The sequence below is a fragment of the Streptomyces sp. CBMA123 genome (assembly GCF_014596465.1).
Classification (GTDB): Bacteria; Actinomycetota; Actinomycetes; order Streptomycetales; family Streptomycetaceae; genus Kitasatospora.
Genome location: NZ_MECK01000179.1, coordinates 1 through 21,853, shown reverse-complemented (window position 1 = coordinate 21,853; position 21,853 = coordinate 1). Strand labels below are relative to the sequence as shown.

The following is a 21,853-nucleotide window of genomic DNA, read 5'->3' as shown; positions in this document are numbered from 1 at the left end:
GCGAGCCGATCGCCGCAGGTCCAGACGCTCTCCGGACGGAACCGTCGGGGAACGGGCCGCGGATACGCCGAGGCCCGGCCCCCGCGGACGGGGTGCCGGGCCTTCGGAAGTGCTCCGCGCGGCGGGCGGAGCGGGGTCAGCTCTTGGCGGCCTTCTTGACCAGGATCACCACGGCGGCGGCGATGCCGACGACCACCAGCAGCTTGATCACGATGCTCAGCAGGGCGCCGACCACACCGAACACGAAGGCGATGATGTTCCAGGCCAGTACCAGGACCAGCACCGGGATGACGATGTTGCGCACCCAGGAGGGCAGCGACTTCCAGAGCTCAGCCATGTCGGTTCCTCTTCTCCCCTCGGGCCGGCTGCCGTCCGGTGGCCGCATCCCGCTTGCTTCCGATGCTTCGATCGTACGGGGGCGCAGGCGCCGGAACGAGGGCCGGCGGCCCGGAGAGAACCCCTAGATCACCCCGATCCGCACCCCCGGGAAGACCCCCGAGAAACGGCGGGGGGCGGGGTCAGACCGGCCAGCGCTCCCCGCGCCAGGCGGCGTCCCAGAACATCCACTCGTAGCGCGAGGTGGTCCCGAAGTGCTCGACCACCCGGCGCCGTTCGGCCGCCGACAGCTCCTCGCCGAGCCGGTCGGTGAGCGCCAGCACCCGGCGCACCACGGCCTGGAAGGCCTCGTCGCCGTAGGTGGCGATCCACTTGGCGTACAGCGGGTCGGGGGAGCCCTGGGCGAGCAGCGCCTCGCCGACCCGGGCGTAGATCCAGTAGCAGGGCAGCACCGCGCCGAGCGCCTCGGCGAAGGACCCGCCGTAGACGGTGGCCAGCAGGTAGCTGGTGTAGGCCCGGGTGGTGGGCAGCACCGGTTCGGCGGCGGCCTGTTCGGCGGTGCCGCCGAAGGCGGTCAGGAACTCGGCGTGCATGCCCTGCTCGGCGGCGAGCGCGCCGACCGCGTCGTCGGCGAAGGCCCGGACGTCGGCCTCGCCGGGCGCCTTGGCGGCGCAGACGGCGAGCGCGCGGGCGTAGTCGCGCAGGTAGTGGGAGTCCTGGACGACGAAGTGGCGGAAGGCCTCGCGCGGCAGGGTGCCGTCGGTGAGGCCGCCGATGAAGGGGTGGGCGAGGATCTCGGCGTAGATCGGCTCGATCGACGTCCAGAGCTCGTCGGTGAGGCTGCGGGTCATGCGACCGACCCTACGACGCGTGCGGCGCGCTCAGTCCTCCGGCGGGGAGAACACCACCAGGACCCGCAGGTCCTCGGTGATGTGGTGGAAGCGGTGCGGGGTGCCGGCCGGGACGTACACCACGGTGCCGCGTGCGACGGTGGTGGTCTCGGCGCCGACGGTCAGCTCGGCGCGGCCGCTGATCACCTGGTAGATCTCGTCCTGGTCGTGGGCGGTCTGGGTGTCGGTGTCGCCGGGGGAGAGCGCGTACAGGCCGGCGGACATCCGGGGTTCGCGCAGGAACCGCAGGTACGCGCCGTCATTGGCCGCCCGCTCGGCGTCCAGTTCGTCCAGCCGGAACATCTTCACCGCTGCCGTCCTCCTTCACCCGTCACGCCCGGCGAACCCGCCGCACCCGTCACACTCGCCGCACCCGTCACACCGGGCCGGACCCGCCGCACCCGTCCTTCGGGCCCGTTCCGTCCACCTCCCGGACCAGGGGCATTCAACACCAGCTCCTCCTAGGGGAGCTTCCCCCGGGCCGGGGCGCCTGTCAGGCTTGGGCGGCATGAAGGGTTTCGTCATCAAAACACTGATCAACGCGGCGGCCATCTGGGTCGCCGCCTGGATCGTCAGCGGCATCCAACTCGCCGAGGGCAAGGCCGACTGGCAGCACAAGACGCTGACGGTGCTCGGCGTCGCCGTCGTCTTCGGGCTCATCAACTGGCTGATCAAGCCGGTGGTCAAGCTGTTCTCGTTCCCGTTGTTCATCCTCACGCTGGGCCTGATCACCTTCGTGATCAACGCTCTGATGCTGCTGCTCACCTCCTGGGCGTCGACCAGGCTGGAACTGGACTTCCACGTGGTCAACTTCGGTTCCGCGCTGGTCGGTTCGCTGATCATCAGCCTGGTCTCCTGGGGCCTGCACCTGGCCCTGGACGACGACTGACACCGTCGTGCGCGGTGTCGCACGCGGACGCGAAAGGGGTCCGTACCCGGGTGGTCCACCGGGTACGGGCCCCTTCGTCGCACCCCGGGCGCTCACCCCGCGTCGCACCCTCGCAGGATGTCCGCGAGTTGGGCGTCGAGCTCCCGGCCGATGAGTTCCTGGCCCATCGGGACCAGCCGGTCGGTGCGCGCCAGGAAGGCGAGCAGCGGGGGCGTCGGGGCGCTCAGCAGCGCGTCCCCGTGGGGGGAGTGCAGCGCGATGCGGACCTCCGAGAGCTCCTCGCCGACCGGGTGGATGTGCACGTCGCCCTCGCCGGACGGGCCGCTGAGGCCGTCCAGCAGCAGCTCGCGCGCGAACACCCAGGTGACCGGGGCGTCGCCGGGCAGGTGGAAGGTGCACCGGATCGCGTACGGATCGCCGGCCTCGTACGCCAGGTCCACCACGATGCTGAAGGACAGGTCGGGCGAGACCACGAGGTTCATCACCAGGTGTCCCTGGACTGTGCTGTGCTGCATGGCGCCTGTGCCTCTCTTCTGTCCGGCCTCGGTGTGGAGATGAGGGTTCCACCGGCGGCCGGGCATGCTTTCGACGGTTTTATGCAAGCAATCCACGTTCGCTCCTCATCGTCCACGTTTGGGCGTGTGGTGGACAAGGGGTGCTTTTTCAAAGGGTGAACGAGGGGGATCATCAGGCCCGGCAAGGAGCGCGCGGAGACGGAACGGGGGGTTCAGAAGCCGAACGGTGAACGTCGGAGCGCGACCGACCGGCCCATCGCCCCCACCTCCTGGCGGAGTTGGCGGGCGACCGGCCGGCCGGTCGGTCTGCGCCCGATGGTCGACCATGGAAGCACAGCGAGGCCCCGAACGGACGCACCGACCGGGTCGGCGTTTCGACCCCGGCCCCGCGCGGGAGACTCCCGCACAACGCTCCAGCCCCGGAGGTCGCCATGGGCCCCGACAACCGAACCCCGCCGCCGCGCCCGGTGGTCAAACGGACCGCGCGGGCGATCCTGCTGGAGCTGGACCCGGACGACCCGCACGGCCCGGCCTCGATCGTGCTGATCCGGCGGGTCCGGCCCGGGGCACCGCACCCGTACTGGATCACCCCGGGCGGCGGGGTCGAGCGCGAGGACCGCACGGTGGTCGAGGCGCTGCACCGCGAGGTGGACGAGGAACTCGGCGGCAAGGTGGTGGACGTGGTGCCCGCCTTCGTCGACACCATCAGCCACAACCTCCCCCACCCTCCGGGCGGGGGGACCCCCATGGACGACGGCACCCTGCTGCACCCGCACGGGGTCAAGGTGCAGCACTTCTTCGTCTGCCGGCTGGCCTCGATGGACCTCAGCCGGCGGCACGGGCCCGAGGTGACGGACCCGAACGGCGAGTACGAGGTGGTCCGGCTGCCGTTCACCCGCGAGGGCGTGACCTCGGTGAACGTCGTCCCGCCCCGGCTGCGGGCGTACCTCGCGGCCAACATCGAGGGCATCCGCGCGCTCCTCGCGCCCGACCTCGGCTGATTCCCCCGTCCCTGGCCCGGCCGCTATCCCGCCGCCAGTTCGCCGACCAGGTCGTGCCGGATCCGCTCGGCCGGCAGGCCCGCCCGCAGCAGCACCCCGACCCCCCGCCGGACCATCGCGGGCGGGCCGCTGAGCACCGCCTCCCGCCCATCCCACGGGCCGAACCGGCCCACCACCTCGGGCAGTTCACCGGTCAGCACGCCCTCGGCCGGACCGGTGCCGGACAGCACGGGCCGTACGGTCAGCCAGGGCAGCCGCCCGGCCAGCTCGCGCAGCGCGTCCAGCTCGTACAGGCCGTCGGCGCGGCGGGCCCCGTAGAACACCTCGACGCTGCCCCCGGACGGGCCGTGCTCGGCCGCCTCCTCGACCAGGGCACGGATCGGCGCGATGCCGGTGCCGCCGCCGAGGCAGAGCAGGTCGGTGCCGGCGGTGTGGTCGACGGTCATCGAGCCGGTCGCCGGGCCCAGCCGCAGCACGTCCCCGGGGGCGGCCCGGTGCACCAGCGCGTTGCTCACCCAGCCCGCCTGGACGGCCTTGACGTGGAAGGACAGCAGCCCGTCCGGGCGGGGCGCGGAGGCGAAGGAGTAGTGCCGCCAGACCCGCGGCCACCAGGGCGTCTCCAGGCTGCAGTACTGCCCGGCCCGGAACGGGTAGGCCTGGTCCGGGCGGACGGTGAGCACCGCGACGTCCCGGGTGCGGTGCTCGTGCCCGACCACCTCGCCCTGCCACCAGGGCGGCGAGGTGCGGGCGGCCTCCTCGGCAGCCTCGATCATGAGGGTGGAGATCAGCCGGTAGGCGCGGCGCCAGGCCAGTTCGGTCTCGGCGTCCCAGCGGCCGCCCGCGTACCGGGCCAGCGCCTGCACCAGGCACTCCCCCACCGGGGCGTAGTGGCCGGTCAGGGTGCCGTAGCGGCGGTGGCCGCGGCCGAGCGCGCTCAGCCGGGTGCGCAGCGCCGCCGGGTCCTCGGCGCCGCGGGCCGCGGCCAGCAGGGCGCGGAACAGCCGGTCGCGCTGGACGTCCATGGCGGCGGGGAAGAGCGAGCGGACCTCGGGGTGGTGCAGGAAGAGCAGGGCGTAGAAGTGCGCGGTGGCCCGGTCGGCGACCGGCTCGACCACCGCGAGGCTGGCCCGGATCAGCTCGATGTCCCGTGCGGTGAGCGGGAGTTCGACTCCGGATGCGGCGGCGATCGGCACCACGGTCGGCTGCGGGCCGGGGACCGGCGCGGCGGACGGTAGCGCCGGGTGCGGCCGGGCGGCTGGCTGCGCCGCCCAGGCGTCGCTCCAACTGTCGCCGGGGCCAGCCCAGTTGAGGCTCGGGGCATCGGCGAACAGCGGCTGGAAGGAGGGCGCGGTGCCGGTGGTCGAGGGCGGCGCCGGGTAGCTGGGCGCGGGGACGGCCGGCGGCTCGGTGGGCGGGGGCGGCACGACCGGCGGCAGGCCCGGTGGCACGACCGGCGAGAGAACCGGCGGCAGGTCGGGCGGGTCCAGCGGCATCGGCGGCCGTACGGGCTCCGCGCCGGCCGTCACGACCGGCGCGGCCACGACCGCCGCAACGGACCCGACCGGCGCGTCAGGCGCGGCCGGCCGGACCGGACCGGTCGGGAAGTCGTCCGCCGCCGGCACCGGCGGGGCCGCCGGCAGGCCCGGCACGGAGGCGGCCTGCGCCGAGCCGTGCCCGGTGCGGATCAGGAGTGTTCTGCGGGACTTCACCGCAGCGTTTCGAGTACCCAAGAGAATCGTTTCGCCTCCGGCCGACCTGCGCCACCACCTGGCTGGTCTCTGCTGATGCCTAGGCAGCGTGGCACGCCCGAACTGCTCATCCGACAAATCACGCGAAGCCCGGACGGCCGGCCCGGGAACGCGCTACTCTCACTCGATCGGTGGTCGCCCTGAGTGCCGAGCAGCACACCCAGGGCGACCCCGCCCTGCTCGGAGCGGTCCCGCTCCGGCCCGCTCACAGCTGCCGCAGCAGCATTCCCGGCTGTTCGACGCAGTCCGCCACGAACCGCAGGAACCCGCCCGCCGTCCCGCCGTCGCAGACCCGGTGGTCGAAGGTGAACGACAGCTGGGTCACCTCGCGCACCGCCAACTCCCCACCGTGCACCCAGGGTTTGGCCACGATCCGGCCGACCCCGAGCATCGCCGCCTCGGGGTGGTTGAGGATCGGGGTGGAGCCGTCCACGCCGAACACCCCGTAGTTGTTCAACGTGAAGGTGCCGCCGGTCAGTTCGGACAGGGTGAGCGATCCACTGCGCGCCGCCTCGGTCAACCGGCCCAGCTCCTCGCCGAGTTGCTCGGTGCTGCGGGTGTGGGCGTCCCGGACCACCGGGACGACCAGTCCGCGTTCCCCCTGCGCCGCGAAGCCCAGGTGCACCGCCGAATGCCGGATGATGCCCGAACCGTCCTCGGTCACACTGGAGTTGAGCTCGGGGAAGCGCGCCAGCGCCACCGTGCAGATCCGGGCGAGCAGCGCCAGCACGCTCACCTTCGGCCCCGGCGAGGCGTTCAACTGCCGCCGCAGTGCCATCAGTTCGGTGGCGTCCGCGTCCACCCAGCAGGTCGCGGCGGGAATCTCCCGATGGCTGCGGCTGAGCTTCTCGGCCACCGCCTTGCGCAGCCCGCGCAGCGGGACGACGCCGTCCTCCCCGGCCGGCACAAGACCCGGGACAGCACCCGCGACATCACCCGGAACCGTAGCCGCACCCACCGGAGCGGCCACCTTGGCCGCGACCGCCCGTTCGACGTCCGCCCGCATGATCAGCCCGTCCGGCCCGCTCCCGGCGAGCGCGGTCAGGTCGACCCCCTGCTCCCGGGCCAGCCGCCGCACCAACGGCGAGATCACCGGCACCACGACCGGAGCCGCAGGAGCGACGGGCTCAGCAGGCGCGACAGGCACAGCAGGCACAACAGGCACAGCAGGAGCGACAGCGACCGCCGCCGGAGCGGCAGCCGGAGCGGAAACACCCACCCGACGCCGCCGCCCGCCCTTGCTCTCGGCGACCCCGTATCCGACCAACGGCCGCTCGACCTCCGCCGACAGCGCGGTCGGAACCTCGGCAGCACCCCCCGAGGACCCCCCCGAGGAACCCTCCGAAGCCACCGCGACCGTCACCAACGGCGCGCCCACGGCGATCTCCTCGCCCTCCGCGCCGTACCGCGCGGTGACCACCCCGCCGTACGGGCAGGGCACCTCCACCACGGCCTTGGCCGTCTCCACCTCCACCACCGGCTGGTCGACCGCGATCACCTCGCCGACCTCGACCATCCAGCGCACCACCTCCGCCCCGGTGAGTCCCTCACCGAGGTCGGGCAGCCGGAACTCCCGTACGACGGGCATCATCCTCAGTCCTCCCACTGCAGCCGGGCGACCGCGTCCAGGATCCGGTCCACTCCGGGCAGGTGGTGGTGCTCCAGCATCGGCGGCGGGTACGGGATGTCGAAGCCGGTGACCCGCAGGACGGGCGCGGCCAGGTGGTGGAAGCAGCGCTCGGTGATCCGGGCGGCGATCTCCGCGCCGGTGCCGCCGAAGCCGCTCGCCTCGTGCACCACCACGGCCCGCCCGAGCGAGCGCACCAGCCGGGTGACGGTCTCGTCGTCGAAGGGCACCAGGGTGCGCAGGTCGAGCACCGCGAGGTCCCAGCCCTCGGCCTGCGCCGCCTCGGCCGCCTCCAGGCAGACCGGCAGCGAGGGGCCGTAGGTGATCAGCACGGCGGAGGTGCCGGTGCGCCGCAGGACGGCCTTCCCGATCGGCTCGACCGGCGCCGTCGGGTCGAACCCGGCCTTGCCCCAGTAGAGCCGCTTGGGCTCCAGGAAGACCACCGGGTCGTCGGAGGCGATCGAGGCGCGCAGCAGCCCGTAGGCGTCGGCGACCGTCCCGGGGGTGACCACGTGCAGGCCGGGGGTGCTGGCGTAGTAGGCCTCGGAGGCGTCGCTGTGGTGCTCGACGCCGCCGATGCCGCCGCCGTACGGGATGCGCACGGTGATCGGCAGCGGGAGCTTGCCGGCCGTGCGGTTGCGCATCTTGGCGACGTGCGAGAACAGCTGCTCCAGCGCCGGGTAGGCGAAGGCGTCGAACTGCATCTCGACCACCGGGCGCAGCCCGTACATCGCCATGCCGATCGCGGTGCCGAGGATGCCGGCCTCGGCGAGCGGGGTGTCCAGGCAGCGGTCGGGGCCGAACTCGGCGGTGAGCCCGTCGGTGATCCGGAAGACGCCGCCGAGCGCGCCGACGTCCTCGCCGAGCACATGGACGGTCGGGTCCTCCCGCAGGGCGTCCCGCAGCGCGGAGTTGAGTGCCTGCGCCATCGACGCGGTGCGGACAGCAGAGGTGTGCCGCGCAGCAGCGCCGCCAAGGGTGGGGGTGGGCGACGGGTGGGAGGCGGTGGACATCAGTGCTGCACCTCGGCTTCGGCGGCCAGCTCGGCTGCCAACTGGGCTGCCTGTTCCCGCAGTTGCGGGGTCGGCTCGGCGTAGACATGGGCGAACAGGGCCATCGGGTCCAGCTCCGGGTCGGCGTGGAACTCGGCCCGCATCCGGGCTGCCAGTGCCTCGGCCTCGTCGGCCGCCCGCTGGACCGACTCGTCATCCAGGATGCCCAGTTCGCGCAGGGCGCGGTCCATCAGCAGGATCGGGTCGTGCTCCCGCCAGGCGTCCACCTCGGGCTCGGTGCGGTAACGGGTGGCGTCGTCGGCGTTGGTGTGGGCCTCGATCCGGTAGGTCAGCGCCTCGACCAGGGTCGGGCCGTCGCCGCCGCGGGCGCGCTCGACCGCCTCGGTGAGCACCGAGTGCACGGCGGGCGCGTCGTTGCCGTCGACCAGCCGGCCCGGCATGCCGTAGCCGACGGCCTTGTGGGCGAGGCTGGGCGCGGCGGACTGCGCGCTGAGCGGGACGGAGATCGCGTAGCCGTTGTTCTGCACCAGGAAGACGACCGGCGCCCGCAGCACGGCGGCGAAGTTCAGCGCCTCGTGGAAGTCGCCCTCGCTGGTGCCGCCGTCGCCGAGCAGGGCGAGGGCGACCACCGGCTCGCCGCGCAGCCGGGCGGCGTGGGCCAGTCCGACGGCGTGCGGGGCCTGGGTGCCGAGCGGGGTGCAGAGCGGGGCGGTCCGGCTGGCGCGGGGGTCGTAGCCGGTGTGGGCGTCGCCGCGCAGCAGGGTCAGCGCCTCCAGCGGGTCGACGCCGCGGGAGACCACCGCGAGGGTGTCGCGGTAGCTGGGGAACAGCCAGTCGTCCTCGCCGAGCACCAGGGCGGCGGCGACCTGGCAGGCCTCCTGCCCGGTGGAGGCCGGGTAGACGGCGAGCCGGCCCTGCTTGGTCAGGGTGGTGGCCTGCTGGTTGTAGCGGCGGCCGACGACGAGTCGCCGGTAGAGCTCGCGCAGCAGCGCCGGGTCGTACTTCTCCAGCGCGGGGGTGCCGAGCACCCGGACGGGGGAGACGTCCGGGAGGAGCGGGGCCGGATCGGTGCGCGGGGCGGTCGCCCCGGGCATCCAGCCGGGCACTCCGGTGTGGTGTCTGTGGTCGAGAACGGTCATCTCGGGGCACCTCCATGGGTGGCGGGGGCTCCCTACCGATTGTTCGGTCGTCTGTTCATCTTGACCAGAAGCGTGACAAGGTGGTGGACATTCGGCCCGGGTGGCGGTCGACTGGTGGCAGTGTGTCCAATCGGCGAGGGTGGGGGGTCATGTCGGCTGAACAGATGTCCAGACTCGATCGGGTCGACCGGTCGATCCTGCGGCTGCTGCAGCAGGACGGCCGCGCCTCGATCCGCTCGGTGGCCGAGCGGGTGCACGTGTCCCGGGCCAATGCGTACGCCCGGATCTCCAGGATGGTCGAGGACGGCATCATCCGCGGCTTCACCGCCCGGGTGGACCACGAACGGGCAGGTCAGGGCGCGTCCGCGTACATCACGCTGAAGATCGTGCAGAACTCCTGGCGCACCGTGCGGGAGCAGTTGCTGGCACTGCCCGGGGTCGCCCACATCGCCCTGGTCGGCGGGGACTTCGACGTCCTGCTGCTGGTGCACACGGCCGACAACCACGCCCTGCGGGAGCTGGTGCTCAACCGCATCCAGTCCATCCCGCAGGTGCTCGGCACCCAGACCATGCTGGTGTTCGAGGAGACCGACCAGGTCCCCCCGGACTAGCCGCCCCCGGCCCGGCCGCCCGCCGGACCGACCGCCCGCCCGCCGGACCGACCGCCTACCGGGCCCGCAACCCGTCGAAGGCCAGGTGCACCACGGCGTCCGCGACCCCGTCGGCCGCCTTCAGCCCCGGCCGGTACCACTCCACGATCGAGTTGATCATCCCGAACAGCAGCCGGGTGGCCAGCCGCGGCTCCACGTCCCCGCGCAGCGCGCCGTCCGCGACGGCCGCCCGCACCAGCTCCGCCACCTGGTGGTCGAAGTCCCGCCGACGCTCCAGCGCCCACAGCTCGGTGGCCGTGTTGCCGCGCACCCGCAGCAGCAGCGTCACGTACGGCAGCTCCGCCAGCAGCACCTCCGCGGTGCGCCGCACCACGTGCTCCAGCCGCTCCACCGCCGGGCCGGTCACCGCGGCCGGCTCGGCCAGGATCGCGAACAGCCCGTCCAGCGCCCGCCCGACGGCCAGCCGCAGCAGCTCCTCCTTGCCGCGGACGTGGTGGTAGATCGAGGACTTGGAGATCCCCGCCGCCCGGGAGAGATCCTCCATCGAGGTGCCGTCGTATCCGCGCTCGTTGAACACGTCGACGGTCACCGCGAGCAGTGACTCGACGGTGTAGGCGGTGCGCGTGGTGTGATCGGCCATCCTCCGAGTATCCCCGGCCGCCCCACGGCATACGCGATCGGGTCCGCCCGCCCACGGCGTACGCGATCGGGTCCGCCCGCCCACGGCGTACGCGATCGGGTCCAGCTGGTCCACACCAGCCGCGGAGGCCAGGCCCTAGACTCGGCGGACGATCGTCCACGTCCAGCAGCCTGGGGTTCGCAGCTGATGAACGCAATACCGGCAGTCTCCTCCGACGTGCCCGACCAGCGCAGCGGGGAGCCGGCGGGCGCCCCGCGCACCTGGCAGGAGCGCGCCCGGGCACTGGTGGTGCGGTTCGGCCCGGCCGTGTGGTGCTACGCGGTGCTCAAGCTGGTCGGCTTCACCGTCTTCATGAAGCTGCTCTCCTTCGCCGGCGACTACGCCAAGAAGCCGGCCCGGTTCGGCGGCGGCGCCAACCCCTGGGACGTGCCGGCCAGCTGGGACGGCTGGTGGTACCAGCAGGTCGCCCAGTTCGGCTACCACCCGGCGCTGATCCCGATCCCGGGCGGCCAGCCCGGCTTCACCATCGAGCAGAACTCGGCCGCCTTCTTCCCGCTCTACCCCGGCATGATGCGGCTGACCTCGGACGTCACCGGCCTCGGCCTGTACGGCGCCGGGATGCTGGTCTCGGTGCTGGCCTCGCTGTTCGCCGCCGCCGGGATCTACGCCGTGGTGGAGAAGCTGTCCGGCCACGCGAAGGCGGGCGTGATCGCGGCCGGGATCTGGGCGATCGCCCCGGGTTCGGGCGCCGAGTGGGCGATCTACTCGGACTCGCTGTTCGTCGCGCTGGCCGCCTGGGCCTGCTACTTCGTGATGACCAAGCAGTGGGTCGCGGCCGGGGCGGTCACCCTGGTCGCCGGGCTCAACCGGCCGACCGCGGCGGCGCTGATCGGCGCCGTCGGCCTGGCCGCGCTGGTCGAGCTGTACCGCCGGGAGAGCGGCGTGCTGCGCCCGCTGGCCGCGATGCTGCTGGCCCCGCTGGGCCTGCTCGGCTACGTGGCCTGGGTGGGCTGGCGGACCGGCGAGTGGGGCGGCTACTTCCGGATCCAGCACGACGCCTGGCTGCACTACTTCGACGGCGGCCAGGGCACCTGGCAGGCGATCCGCGGGGTACTGCTGGGCCGCAGCGACTACCCGTTCGCCTTCCCGGTGCCGGATCTGCTGGCCACCCTGATCGTGTTCAGCCTGCCGGTGCTGATCGTGCTGCTGGTGCGGCTGCGCCCGCCGCTGGTGCTGACCGCCTACACCCTGGCCACGATCGTCTCGGTGCTCGGCAGCCTGGGCATCTTCGGCAACGTCTCGCGCTACCTGCTGCCGGCGTTCCCGCTGTTCATCGCGCTGGCGGTGGGGATGCGCAAGCTCAGCTGGCCGGTGCTGGCGACGGTACTGGGGACGGGCGCGATCGCCTCGGGCTGGTACGCCGGGTACGTGATCTTCGAGCTCGGCGTGCCGTAGACCAGCACTCCGAAGCCCGCAGAGGGGCGCGTCCACCGAGGACGCGCCCCCTTTCGTTTTCCGCGCCCCCTCGCCCCGGCCGGAATCCGTTCCCTGCACCCTCTTGAGCCGACCGATCGTTCGGTTACCCTGTGACGTGTCCCGTCCTCCCCCCTGAGGAGCGCACAGATGTCCGCAGCGGTCACCCACCCCTTCGTCGGCGAGCTGGTCGAGCGCCACCAGGCCACCCTGGACGCCGCGCTCGCCGCCGCCGCGAAGCGCGACTACTGGTCCCCGTACCCCGAGTTCCCGAAGGCCTACGGCGAGAGCGGCCCGGCGGACGGCAAGGCCGCGTTCGACGCGCTGCTCGGCAAGCCCTTCGTCCTCGACGGCCACCCCGGCGACGGCGACCAGGTCGGCGGCGAGGCCTCCCCGTACGGCATCGAGCTGGGCATCACGTACCCGCACGCCGCGCCGGACGCGCTGATCGCCGCGCTGAGCGCCGCCCGGCCCGGCTGGGCCGCCGCCTCGCCGCTGCAGCGCGCCGCCGTCTGCCTGGAGATCCTGCACCGGATCAACGCCCGCTCGCACGAGTTCGCCCAGGCCGTCATGCACACCACCGGCCAGGCCTACGGCATGGCCTTCCAAGCCGGCGGCCCGCACGCCCAGGACCGCGGCCTGGAGGCCGTCACCTACGCGTACGCCGAGCAGACCCGGCTGCCCGAGCAGGCCGGCTGGACCAAGCCCCAGGGCAAGCGCGAGCCGCTGGTCATGACCAAGCAGTTCACCGTCGTCCCGCGCGGCCTCGCCCTGCTGATCGGCTGCAACACCTTCCCCACCTGGAACGGCTACCCCGGCCTGTTCGCCTCGCTGGCCACCGGCAACCCGGTGCTGGTCAAGCCGCACCCGAGGGCCGTGCTGCCGCTCGCGCTGACCGTCGCGATCGCCCGCGAGGTGCTCGCCGAAGCCGGCTTCGACGCCAACCTGGTCTGCCTGGCCGCCGAGCACGAGGGCGGCACCGTCGCCCAGACGCTCGCCGTACGGCCCGAGATCAAGATGATCGACTACACCGGCTCCACCACCTTCGGCGACTGGCTGGAGGAGCACGCGAAGCAGGCCCAGGTCTACACCGAGAAGGCCGGCGTGAACGCGGTGGTGATCGACTCCACCGACGACTACAAGGGCATGCTGGGCAACCTGGCCTTCGCACTCTCCCTCTACACCGGCCAGATGTGCACCACCCCGCAGAACCTGCTGATCCCGCGCGGCGGCATCGGCACCGACCAGGGCGACAAGTCCTTCGACCAGGTGGTCGCCGACCTCGCCGCCGCCATCGAGGGCCTGCTCTCCGACGACGCCCGGGCCGCCGCCATCCTCGGCGCCGTGGTCAACCCGGGCGTGCTGCAGCGCTCGGCCGCCGCGGCCGGCGGCGAGTACGGCGAACTCGCCCTCGCCCCGCGCGCGGTGGTCTCGCCGGACTTCCCCGGCGCCACGCTCCGCACCCCGGCGCTGGTCAAGCTGGACGCCGACAAGCCGGACGACCGCTCGGTGTTCCGCACCGAGTGCTTCGGCCCGGTCTCCTTCGCCGTCGCCGTCGAGTCCGCCGCCGCCGCCGTGGAGCTGCTGCGCACCACGGTCCGCGAGAAGGGCGCCATGACGGCCTCCGGCTACACCACCTCCCCCGAGGTGGAGGCCCTGCTGGTCGAGGCCGCGCTGGACTCCGGCGTCTCGCTGTCGCTCAACCTCACCGGCGGCGTCTACCCCAACCAGACCGCCGCCTTCTCCGACCTGCACGGCACCGGCGCCAACCCGGCCGCCAACTCGGCCTACTGCGACGGCGCCTTCGTCGCCAACCGGTTCCGCACGGTGGAGATCCGCCGCCACGGCTGAGCCGGCCCGACCGGGCCCGCCGGCCCCCCGAAACCCCCGTGTCCCCCGGCGGCCGACGGCCACCGGGGGACCGGCGGTTCACAGCTCCACCCGCGCCCGCGATGATGGAGGCTGGGAGAGCGCCGGAAACGGCGTCCAACCGCCCTCCGAACAACGGGAGCTGATACATGGCCGTGAAGCCGACGACCGAAACCGACGTGATCATCGTCGGCGCCGGACCGACCGGACTGCTGCTGGCCGGCGACCTCGCCGCCGCCGGGGTCGGCGTCACCGTCCTGGAGAAGCGCACCACCGAGTCCAATCTGACCCGGGCCTTCGCCGTGCACGCCCGCACCCTGGAACTGCTGGACGCCCGGGGCCTGGCCGAGGAACTCATCGCCACCGGCCGCCCGCTCAGCGGGCTGAGGATGCTGAACAAGGTCGGCATCGACCTCAGCACCCTGCCCAGCCGCTTCCCGTTCGTGCTGATCACCCCGCAGTACAACGTCGAACGGGTGCTCCAGGAGCGCGCCGAGCGGGCCGGCGCCACCGTCCTGCGCGGCGCCGAGGTCACCGGGCTGCGCCAGGACGCCGAGGGCGTCACCCTGGAGACCGGCGACGGGCAGGAGCACCGGGCCCGCTACGCGGTCGGCACCGACGGCGTCCGCTCCGCCGTCCGCGAGCTGCTCGGCATCCCCTTCCCCGGCGAGTCCGTGGTCGACTCGGTGATCCTGGCCGACGTCCGGCTGGAGCGGGAGCCCGCCGACGCGATCGCCGTGGGCGCCAACAAGAGCGGCTTCTCCTTCGTCGCCCCGTTCGGCGACGGCTGGTACCGGGTGATCGCCTGGGACCGCAACGAGCAGTACCCGGACGGCGCCACCCCCACCCCCGAGCAGCTCACCGCGATCGTCCGGGCCACCCAGGGCGAGGACTACGGCCTGCACGACGTGCGGTGGAGCTCCACCTTCCACAGCGACGAGCGCCAGGCCCCCAACTACCGCTCCGGCCGGGTCTTCCTGGCCGGCGACGCCGCCCACTGCCACTCCCCGGCCGGCGGCCAGGGCATGAACACCGGCCTCCAGGACGCCGCCAACCTCTCCTGGAAGCTCGCCGCCGCCCTCCGGGGCCGGGCCACCGACGCGCTGCTGGACACCTACCAGACCGAGCGGCACCCGGTCGGCAAGGCGGTGCTGCGCACCTCCGGCGCCCTGATCCGGATCGCCCTCGCCGAGTCCGCCCCCACCCGCGCCCTGCGCGGGGCGCTCACCGCGATCGGCGGCCACCTGGACCTGCTCACCGAGCGCGGCGCCCGGATGGTCTCCGGCATCGAGATCTCCTACCCGGCCCCCAAGGGCGCCCACCCGCAGGTCGGCAAGCGCGTCCCGGACCTGCGGCTGACCGCCCTCAGCAAGCCCGCGGACGGCGAGACGGCCGGCCCCGAGCGGCTCTACGAGGCGCTACGCGCCGGGAAGTTCGTGCTGGTCAGCAATGACGAGCTGACCGCCACCGCGCCCTGGGCGGACCGCCTGGTCTCGGCCGCCCCGGCCGACCCGCACGGCAAGCTGGCCGACACCGTGCTGCTGATCCGCCCGGACGGCTACGTCGCCTGGGGCGCCGTCGACCCCGGCCAGGGCGAACTGCGCGAGGCCCTCACCAACTGGCTGGGCGCCCCCGCCGAGGGCTGACCGGCCCGCCCGTCCCCGCGCTCCGGAAGGGGCGCGGGGACGGCCCGTCCGCCGACCTTTCGTTCGGTCATCGGTTAACCCCGCGCCTTCACGTAGTGCCGCGCCGCCTTCGCCCGATTCCCGCAGACCGCCATCCGGCACCACCGCCGGCGACCGTTCTGCGAGGCGTCGAAGAAATGCAGAATGCACGCCTCGTGTGCGCACTGCTTCACCCGGTGGGCGCCTTGCCCGAGCAGCCCGAGGAAGTCGTCCGCCGCCAGCCAGGGCGCCAGCCACTCCGGCCGGTCGGCCTCGATCCGGTCCTCGGCCCCGCCCGGCCCGGCCGTCCGCCGGATCCGCCCGTACGCCAGGACCGCGTCCAGCCCGGCCCGCCCGGCCTCGCTCAACTCGCCCTGCTCGCGGGCCTCCTGGGCGGCCAGCAGGATCGCCTCACGGGTCTGCCGGATCGCCGCCAGCCCGGCCTCGTCGGCCGTGCAGCGGCCGCTCAGCCCGTTGGAGGAGAGCCAGATCCCGTACTGCTCGACGTCGGTGAGCGCGTCGTTGACGGGCGTGCCGGACCAGCGGGTGTTCAGCAGGTCGAGCGCCGTCGGCTCGCCGAGCAGCGGCCGGTGGTCCCTCGGGTCCGGTGTCACGTCAGTCATGGCCCTCCCTCGGCTCGGTCCGATTCTACGTCCGGCCCCGGCACGGCGAATTGGTATGGACCGTCGCCGTAATTCCGGCCATTCACTGTATGGAATCCCCGGCTTTCCACGCCTCCACAGTTGACTGTTTTTTAGCAACGAATTACCCGACCATGATCCACCGCGCCGATCCGCTCTGACATGTTCTAGCCAGCGTTCCCGAACCCCTCGGAGCGCCTTGCCCCTTGCCGGCTCCCCACAGCCGGCCGGAGGAGGATCCGTTGCGCCCCCGTTCCCTCGCCCTCGCCGCGGCGATAGCCGTCCTGCCGCTGACCGCCGTCTCGCTCGGCGTCTCCACCGCGCAGGCCGCCACCCCCCACGCGGCCCCGCGCGTCGCCCTGCCGAACACCGTGAACCCCGCGGTGGCCCACTCGGAGAAGAAGGGTGACGTCCCGGCCGAGCAGCAGATCTCGGTGGCCGTCAGCCTGAAGCTGCGCAACACCGACCAGCTGGACCGCTTCCTCACCGCCGTCACCACGCCCGGCACGCCGGAGTTCGGCAAGTACCTGACGCCGGAGCAGTTCAGCGCCCGGTTCGCGCCCACCCAGCAGTCCGTCGACCAGGTCAAGGCCTACCTGGCCACCCAGGGCCTGACCGTCGGCGACGTCAGCGCCAACCGCCAGGTGGTCAACGCCCACGGCACCGCCGCGCAGATCTCGCAGGCCTTCGGCACCCACGAGAGCTCCTACCTGGACCCGCAGCTGAACCGCGCGTTCTTCGCCAACGACGCCGCCGCCTCGATCCCCGCCGAACTGGCCTCCGTGGTCCAGGGCCTGAGCGGTCTTGACAACCACGCGGTGCGCAAGGGCCGGATCGCCAAGCCGAACTCGGTGGCGCCGAACGCCGCCACCGCCACCCCGACCGGCATGACCCCGGCCCAGTACCAGGGCGCCTACAACCTGGACAAGACCGGCGCCGACGGCACCGGCACCACGGTCGCCCTCTGGGAGTTCGACGGCTACAAGTCCTCGGACCTGACCACCTACGACGCCCAGTACGGCCTGACCGGCCCGGCCGTCTCCACCGTCTCGGTGGACGGCGCCGGCTACGACTCCTCGCCCGGCCAGGGCGAGGGCGAGGTCGAGCTGGACAGCGAGATCGTCCGCGGCGCGGCCCCCAAGGCCACCCAGCTGCTCTACGAGGCGCCCAACAGCGACCAGGGCGAGATCGACATGGCCAACAAGATCGTGGCCGACGACAAGGTCTCGGTCATCTCGATCTCCTGGGGCACCTGCGAGCCGGACACCACCGCCTCCTCGATGACGGCCGTCGACAACGCCTTCAAGCAGGCCGCCGCCGAGGGCATCTCCGTCTTCTCCGCCTCCGGCGACGACGGCTCGAAGGACTGCACCCGCTCGGCCAGCGGTGCGAGCGTCACCTCGGTCGACTTCCCGGCCTCCAGCCCGCACCAGACCGGGGTCGGCGGCACCAAGCTCCAGGTCACCGGCGGCAACGGCTACTCCTCGGAGAGCGCCTGGAGCACCGCCGGCGGCGGCGTCTCCACCGTGTTCGGCAAGCCGAGCTGGCAGACCGGCACCGGCATCAGCGGCACCATGCGCACCGTCCCGGACGTCGCCTCCAACGCCGACCCGCAGAGCGGCTTCGCGATCTACAGCGGCGGCGCCTGGGACGTCTACGGCGGCACCAGCGCGGCCGCGCCGCTGTGGGCCGGCTACGCCGCCCAGTTCAACCAGAAGGCCAAGGCCGCCGGGCAGCCCGCCCTCGGCGAGGCGAGCCCGCGGCTGTACGCGGTCGCGAACGGCGCCGGCTACGGCAGCGCCTTCCACGACGTGACCAGCGGCGCCAACCAGGACTACTCCGCCAAGACCGGCTACGACCAGGTCACCGGCTGGGGCAGCCCGGTCGCCGACGCCCTGACCACCGCCCTGCTCGGCGGCAGCACCGGCACCGGCGGCGGCACCACCCCGCCGCCCGCCACCGGCTGCACCGCCGCCCAGCTGATCGGCAACGGCGGCTTCGAGACCGGCACGGCCGCGCCCTGGACGGCCAGCTCCGGCGTGATCGACAACGGCACCTCCGAGCCCGCCCACAGCGGCAGCTGGAAGGCCTACCTGGACGGCTACGGCAGCACCCACACCGACACCCTGTCGCAGACCGTCTCGGTCCCGGCCGGCTGCGCCTCCGCGACCCTCACCTTCGCGCTGCACATCGACACCGCGGAGACCGGTGGCACCGCGTACGACAAGCTGACCCTGAAGGCCGGCAGCACCACGCTGAAGACCTGGTCCAACGCGGACGCGGCCGCCGGCTACGTGCAGCAGACCCTGGACCTGACCTCCTTCGCCGGCCAGAGCGTGACGCTCACGTTCACCGGCACCGAGGACGGCTCCAACCAGACCAGCTTCGTGATCGACGACGTCGCGCTGAACGTCAAGTGATCACCGGCCGGTAGCACCACCCAGTCCCCCGCCGGGGCGGCGCCGCGAAGGCCCGCCCCGGCGGTGTCCGTTCCGCCCGGTTCGCACCCCTCCCCCGAGGGGCGCGTTCCGGCCGTGTTTCCGGACTGTTTCAAGATCGATAACCATCCGGTTCACCTGTCGTGACCACTGTCATACGCGCGACTGATGACGTAGCCTCTCGACCGTGCATAGGGTTCCCCAAAGCTCGGTGAAGCCGCTGGCGGCGCGCCCCGGCGCCGGAGCGGCGCCACCGAAGTCACCTGGCGGGGAGGGTCACCGCATGGCCGCACAGCAACCTCAGGACCCCGCGCGGCTGCGGCTGGTCGGATCGCGTACGGAGCGCCCCGACCCGCCCGTCCCGACGCCCACCTCGAACCCTCTTCCGGCCCCGGCGGCCCCCGCACCCTCCGCCGGCCGCCCCACCTCGGCCGGAGGCTTCGCGGACGCCCTGCACCAGGCGATCGAGGCCAGCGGCCTCAGCCTGGACCGGATCCGCGCCGCCCTCGCCCAACGTGGCGTCAGGGTCAGTGTCACGACGCTGAGTTACTGGCGCCGCGGCCGCAGCCAGCCCGAGCGGGCCAGCTCGCTGCGCGCCGTCCACCTGCTGGAGGAACTGCTCGGCCTGCCGCACAGCGCGCTCTCCTCGCTGCTCGGCCCGCCCCGCCCGCGCGGCCGCTGGGCCGCCGCCGCCAACACCCTCCACCTCGGGCTGGAGGACGTCTGGCCGGGCGAGCTGGAGATCGCCTCGATCTTCGCCGAGCTGGACGCCCCGCCGGCCGGCGAGCTGGAGCGGCTCAGCATCCACGACTCGTACTACGTGGATGCCGAGCGGCGCGCCAACCTGCTGCGGATGCGCCAGGTGGTGCGCGCCACGGTCGGCGGCGTCGGCCGCTGCCTGGTCGTGCACAAGGCCGACGAGGAGGCCACCGGCTGCCCGGAGATCACCTCGGTGCGGCACGGCCGGCTCGGCCGGGTCCGCCGCCGCCCGGAGGTCGGGCTGACCGTCGCCGAGCTGATGCTGGACCGCCCGCTCGGACTCGGCGACAGCACGGTCTTCGAGTACGAGGTGGAGATCCCGCCGGGCGGCCCGACCATGGAGTACAGCCGCCGCTTCGCCACCACGGTGCGCGAGTACGTGCTCCAGGTGCACTTCGACCCGGCGGCCGTCCCGGTGCACTGCGAGCGCTACGACCGCGAGCCGGGCGCCGACGTCGACCACCGCCGCGAGCAGCTGTGGATCGGCGCCTCGGCGAGCGCCCACGTCCTGGCCCCGGACCAGCAGCCGGGCCACATCGGCATCCGCTGGGAATGGCCGTAACGCCACCCCTCCCCCCGAAGCTCCAGGAGCCCCGTCGGACCACCAGGTCCGGCGGGGCTCCCGCGTTTACCTAACCCCTACGGTCCAGAGTACTGGTTGACGCCTCATCACCTAACCCCTAATCTCTTGAGCATCGGTTAGGCAGCAGCCTCGCCGGAAGCCCCAGCCCCGGGAGTGACCAGGCATGTCCAGCACCACCGCGCTCCGCGCCCTGCAGACCGGCCACGTGGGCCTGAACGTCACCGACCTCAGCCGCTCGACCGACTTCTACCGCGCCGTCCTCGGCCTCCAGCTCACCCACCAGGGCACCGACCCCGAGCGCCGCTACGCCATGCTCGGCCGCGACGGCCGCCTGGTGCTCACCCTCTGGCAGCAGAGCGCCGGCACCTTCTCCACCGCCACCCCCGGCCTGCACCACCTCTCCTTCGAGGTGGAGAGCCTCGACGAGGTCCGCGCCACCGAGGAGCTGCTGCGCGGACTGGGCGCCGAGTTCGCCTACGACGGCGTCGTCCCGCACGGCGAGGGCTCCGCCTCCGGCGGCATCTTCTTCAGCGACCCGGACGGCATCCGGCTGGAGGTCTACACCCGCACCGGAGTGGACGCGACCGACACCGAAGCCCCCCACACCGATGCCCCGACCTGCGGCTTCTTCTAGGACGTGTCCGACACGCCCCAGACCGACCCGGAGCACACCATGATCACCACCCGCACCCCCTACCACCCCGGCGAGCGGACCGCCCAGGCCCGCGCCGGAGTGACCGACCGCGCCGACCACGCCGGCCGGTCGATCCGCGACACCGTCCCGGCGGTGGCCGCCCGCTTCCTGACCGAGCGGCGGATGCTGGTGGCCGGCGCCGCCGACCGGGACGGCCGGGTCTGGGCCACCCAGCTCTCCGGCCCGGCCGGCTTCCTCCAGGCCCCCGACGAGCGCACCATGACGGTCGCCGCCCACCCGGCCGAGGCCGATCCGCTGGCCGAGGCGCTGGCCCGCCCGGCCCAGCTCGGCACCATCGCCCTGGACCCGGCCGGCCGCCGCCGGATGCGGCTCAACGGCCGCTCGACCCCGGACGGCCGGGGCGGGCTGGTGGTCCACGCCGAGGAGGTGGTGTCCAACTGCCCGAAGTACATCCAGCGCCGTACCCCGTTGGACCGCCCGGGCGCCGGCGCGCCCCGCACGGTCGCCTCGGGCCCGGTGCTCTCCACCGCGCAGCGGCTGGCCGCGGCCACCGCCGACACCTTCTTCATCGCCACCGCCGGCCCGGACGGCCGGGTGGACGCCTCGCACCGCGGCGGCTTCCCCGGCTTCCTGGAGGCGGTGGCGCCGGACCGGCTGCGCTGGCCCGAGTACCGGGGCAACAGCATGTTCCTGACCCTCGGGAACCTGGAGCTGGACCCACGGGCCGGGCTGCTGCTGCCCGACTGGGAGACCGGCGGGGCGCTGCTGGTCACCGGCGAGGCCCGCACCGACTGGTCCGAGGAGGCCCGACGGTCCGCCCCCGGTGCCGAGCGGATGGTCGAACTGACCGTCACCGGCGTCCGTGAACTCGCCGACGCCACCCCGCTCACCTGGACCGATCCCGAGTACTCACCCGCCAATCCGCGCTGACCCAGACTCAGCGTCCGCACCCGCCCCAGGGTCCGTCGTCGAACTCCCCCAGTCGGGCCCTGCGGCCCGGAGGCACCTCCCGGCCGAAGGCTGGGGGAGGGTCCTCACCCGTCCGGCGCAATCCGCCGCGCCGCAGCCCGCCCGCACTGGGACTTTGGCCCCATGACACGCGGTCTGTCCGGGAAGGCCACTCCTGTCCCGCCGTCAGGCGCCGACCGGGACGGACCGCAGGAAAGAGGCGGAGCATGACCCTGACCGACCCGCTGTCCCCGCTGATGGAGTTCGACGAGGTCGAACCGGAGGAGGACTGCATATGCGGGGGCTGTCGCGCCCGCCGCCGCGCCCGGCTGCACGCCGCCCCGGTCCACGAAGGCGGTCACGCCGCGGCCCGCTCCGTCCGCCGCCGGGCCGCCGTCCTGATGGCCGCCGTGG

20 protein-coding genes and 1 pseudogene are annotated in these 21,853 nt (G+C 73.3%); 11 read left to right on the top strand and 10 right to left on the bottom strand.

Annotated features, from left to right (window positions below; translation table 11 throughout):
• Positions 1–136: 136 nt before the first annotated feature.
• The 3 genes from BG452_RS20695 to BG452_RS20685 form a co-directional block, all read right to left on the bottom strand.
• Positions 137–337, bottom strand: coding sequence for a DUF5326 family protein (locus BG452_RS20695; RefSeq protein WP_188305823.1), 201 nt, complete (start codon positions 335–337; stop codon positions 137–139).
• A 181-nt stretch (positions 338–518) separates the two neighbouring features.
• Positions 519–1,187 (bottom strand): thiaminase II, encoded by a 669-nt coding sequence (gene tenA / locus BG452_RS20690; RefSeq protein ID WP_188305822.1) that lies wholly within the window; start codon positions 1,185–1,187, stop codon positions 519–521.
• A gap of 30 nt (positions 1,188–1,217) precedes the next feature.
• Positions 1,218–1,535 carry a cupin domain-containing protein gene (locus BG452_RS20685; protein ID WP_188305821.1) on the bottom strand — a complete coding sequence of 106 codons (318 nt, stop codon included), beginning with the start codon at positions 1,533–1,535 and terminating at the stop codon, positions 1,218–1,220.
• A gap of 199 nt (positions 1,536–1,734) precedes the next feature.
• On the opposite strand from BG452_RS20685, the gene BG452_RS20680 reads away from it, so the two are divergent.
• Positions 1,735–2,115, top strand: coding sequence for a phage holin family protein (locus BG452_RS20680; protein ID WP_188305820.1), 381 nt, complete (start codon positions 1,735–1,737; stop codon positions 2,113–2,115).
• 92 nt (positions 2,116–2,207) lie between these two features.
• Here BG452_RS20680 and BG452_RS20675 read toward each other — a convergent pair whose 3' ends face one another.
• A complete protein-coding gene (locus BG452_RS20675) occupies positions 2,208–2,630 on the bottom strand; it encodes an SsgA family sporulation/cell division regulator (protein ID WP_411292981.1) in 423 nt (140 codons plus the stop codon).
• Positions 2,631–3,061: 431 nt separating this feature from the next.
• Here BG452_RS20675 and BG452_RS20670 point away from each other — a divergent pair, with 431 nt between their 5' ends.
• Positions 3,062–3,631, top strand: a complete 570-nt coding sequence (locus BG452_RS20670) for an NUDIX domain-containing protein (protein ID WP_188305819.1) — start codon at positions 3,062–3,064, stop codon at positions 3,629–3,631.
• A gap of 23 nt (positions 3,632–3,654) precedes the next feature.
• On the opposite strand, the gene BG452_RS20665 is transcribed toward BG452_RS20670, so the two are convergent.
• The 4 genes from BG452_RS20665 to pdhA form a co-directional block, all read right to left on the bottom strand.
• Complete coding sequence (locus tag BG452_RS20665; protein WP_317621149.1) at positions 3,655–5,340, bottom strand: globin domain-containing protein; 1,686 nt, start codon at positions 5,338–5,340, stop codon at positions 3,655–3,657.
• A gap of 244 nt (positions 5,341–5,584) precedes the next feature.
• Complete coding sequence (locus BG452_RS20660) at positions 5,585–6,967, bottom strand: dihydrolipoamide acetyltransferase family protein (protein WP_188305851.1); 1,383 nt, start codon at positions 6,965–6,967, stop codon at positions 5,585–5,587.
• Between the two features lie 5 nt (positions 6,968–6,972).
• A complete protein-coding gene (locus BG452_RS20655) occupies positions 6,973–8,019 on the bottom strand; it encodes an alpha-ketoacid dehydrogenase subunit beta (RefSeq protein ID WP_188305818.1) in 1,047 nt (348 codons plus the stop codon).
• Positions 8,019–9,158, bottom strand: coding sequence for a pyruvate dehydrogenase (acetyl-transferring) E1 component subunit alpha (gene pdhA / locus BG452_RS20650; RefSeq protein ID WP_411292980.1), 1,140 nt, complete (start codon positions 9,156–9,158; stop codon positions 8,019–8,021). The genes BG452_RS20655 and pdhA overlap by 1 nt, the downstream gene beginning before the upstream one ends.
• A 164-nt stretch (positions 9,159–9,322) precedes the next feature.
• On the opposite strand from pdhA, the gene BG452_RS20645 reads away from it, so the two are divergent.
• Entirely contained in the window at positions 9,323–9,769 is a 447-nt protein-coding gene (locus tag BG452_RS20645) for an Lrp/AsnC family transcriptional regulator (protein WP_188305817.1), read from the top strand.
• Positions 9,770–9,824: 55 nt separating this feature from the next.
• On the opposite strand, the gene BG452_RS20640 is transcribed toward BG452_RS20645, so the two are convergent.
• Complete coding sequence (locus BG452_RS20640) at positions 9,825–10,409, bottom strand: TetR/AcrR family transcriptional regulator (RefSeq protein ID WP_188305816.1); 585 nt, start codon at positions 10,407–10,409, stop codon at positions 9,825–9,827.
• A gap of 186 nt (positions 10,410–10,595) precedes the next feature.
• Here BG452_RS20640 and BG452_RS20635 point away from each other — a divergent pair, with 186 nt between their 5' ends.
• The 3 genes from BG452_RS20635 to BG452_RS20625 all read left to right on the top strand — a co-directional run bounded on the left by BG452_RS20635 (position 10,596) and on the right by BG452_RS20625 (position 15,397).
• Complete coding sequence (locus BG452_RS20635; RefSeq protein ID WP_188305815.1) at positions 10,596–11,864, top strand: glycosyltransferase family 39 protein; 1,269 nt, start codon at positions 10,596–10,598, stop codon at positions 11,862–11,864.
• Between the two features lie 168 nt (positions 11,865–12,032).
• Positions 12,033–13,733: a phenylacetic acid degradation protein PaaN gene (paaN, locus tag BG452_RS20630; protein WP_188305814.1), complete on the top strand. Its 1,701-nt coding sequence runs from the start codon at positions 12,033–12,035 to the stop codon at positions 13,731–13,733.
• Positions 13,734–13,900: 167 nt separating this feature from the next.
• On the top strand, positions 13,901–15,397 hold the full coding sequence (locus tag BG452_RS20625) for an FAD-dependent monooxygenase (protein WP_188305813.1): 1,497 nt from the start codon (positions 13,901–13,903) through the stop codon (positions 15,395–15,397).
• A gap of 74 nt (positions 15,398–15,471) precedes the next feature.
• On the opposite strand, the gene BG452_RS20620 is transcribed toward BG452_RS20625, so the two are convergent.
• Positions 15,472–16,038 (bottom strand): CGNR zinc finger domain-containing protein, encoded by a 567-nt coding sequence (locus BG452_RS20620; RefSeq protein ID WP_188305812.1) that lies wholly within the window; start codon positions 16,036–16,038, stop codon positions 15,472–15,474.
• Positions 16,039–16,298: 260 nt separating this feature from the next.
• Here BG452_RS20620 and BG452_RS20615 point away from each other — a divergent pair, with 260 nt between their 5' ends.
• The 5 genes and pseudogenes from BG452_RS20615 to BG452_RS20595 form a co-directional block, all read left to right on the top strand.
• On the top strand, positions 16,299–18,476 hold the full coding sequence (locus BG452_RS20615; RefSeq protein WP_188305811.1) for a protease pro-enzyme activation domain-containing protein: 2,178 nt from the start codon (positions 16,299–16,301) through the stop codon (positions 18,474–18,476).
• 301 nt (positions 18,477–18,777) lie between these two features.
• A complete protein-coding gene (locus BG452_RS20610) occupies positions 18,778–19,815 on the top strand; it encodes a hypothetical protein (RefSeq protein WP_188305810.1) in 1,038 nt (345 codons plus the stop codon).
• A gap of 184 nt (positions 19,816–19,999) precedes the next feature.
• The gene (locus BG452_RS20605) at positions 20,000–20,470 is read left to right on the top strand and encodes a VOC family protein (RefSeq protein ID WP_188305809.1); all 471 of its coding nucleotides are present in this window, start codon (positions 20,000–20,002) and stop codon (positions 20,468–20,470) included.
• A 3-nt stretch (positions 20,471–20,473) separates the two neighbouring features.
• Positions 20,474–21,421 carry a pyridoxamine 5'-phosphate oxidase family protein gene (locus BG452_RS20600; RefSeq protein WP_317621148.1) on the top strand — a complete coding sequence of 316 codons (948 nt, stop codon included), beginning with the start codon at positions 20,474–20,476 and terminating at the stop codon, positions 21,419–21,421.
• A 245-nt stretch (positions 21,422–21,666) separates the two neighbouring features.
• Positions 21,667–21,853 (top strand): annotated as a pseudogene (locus BG452_RS20595) (hypothetical protein); the annotation flags it as partial.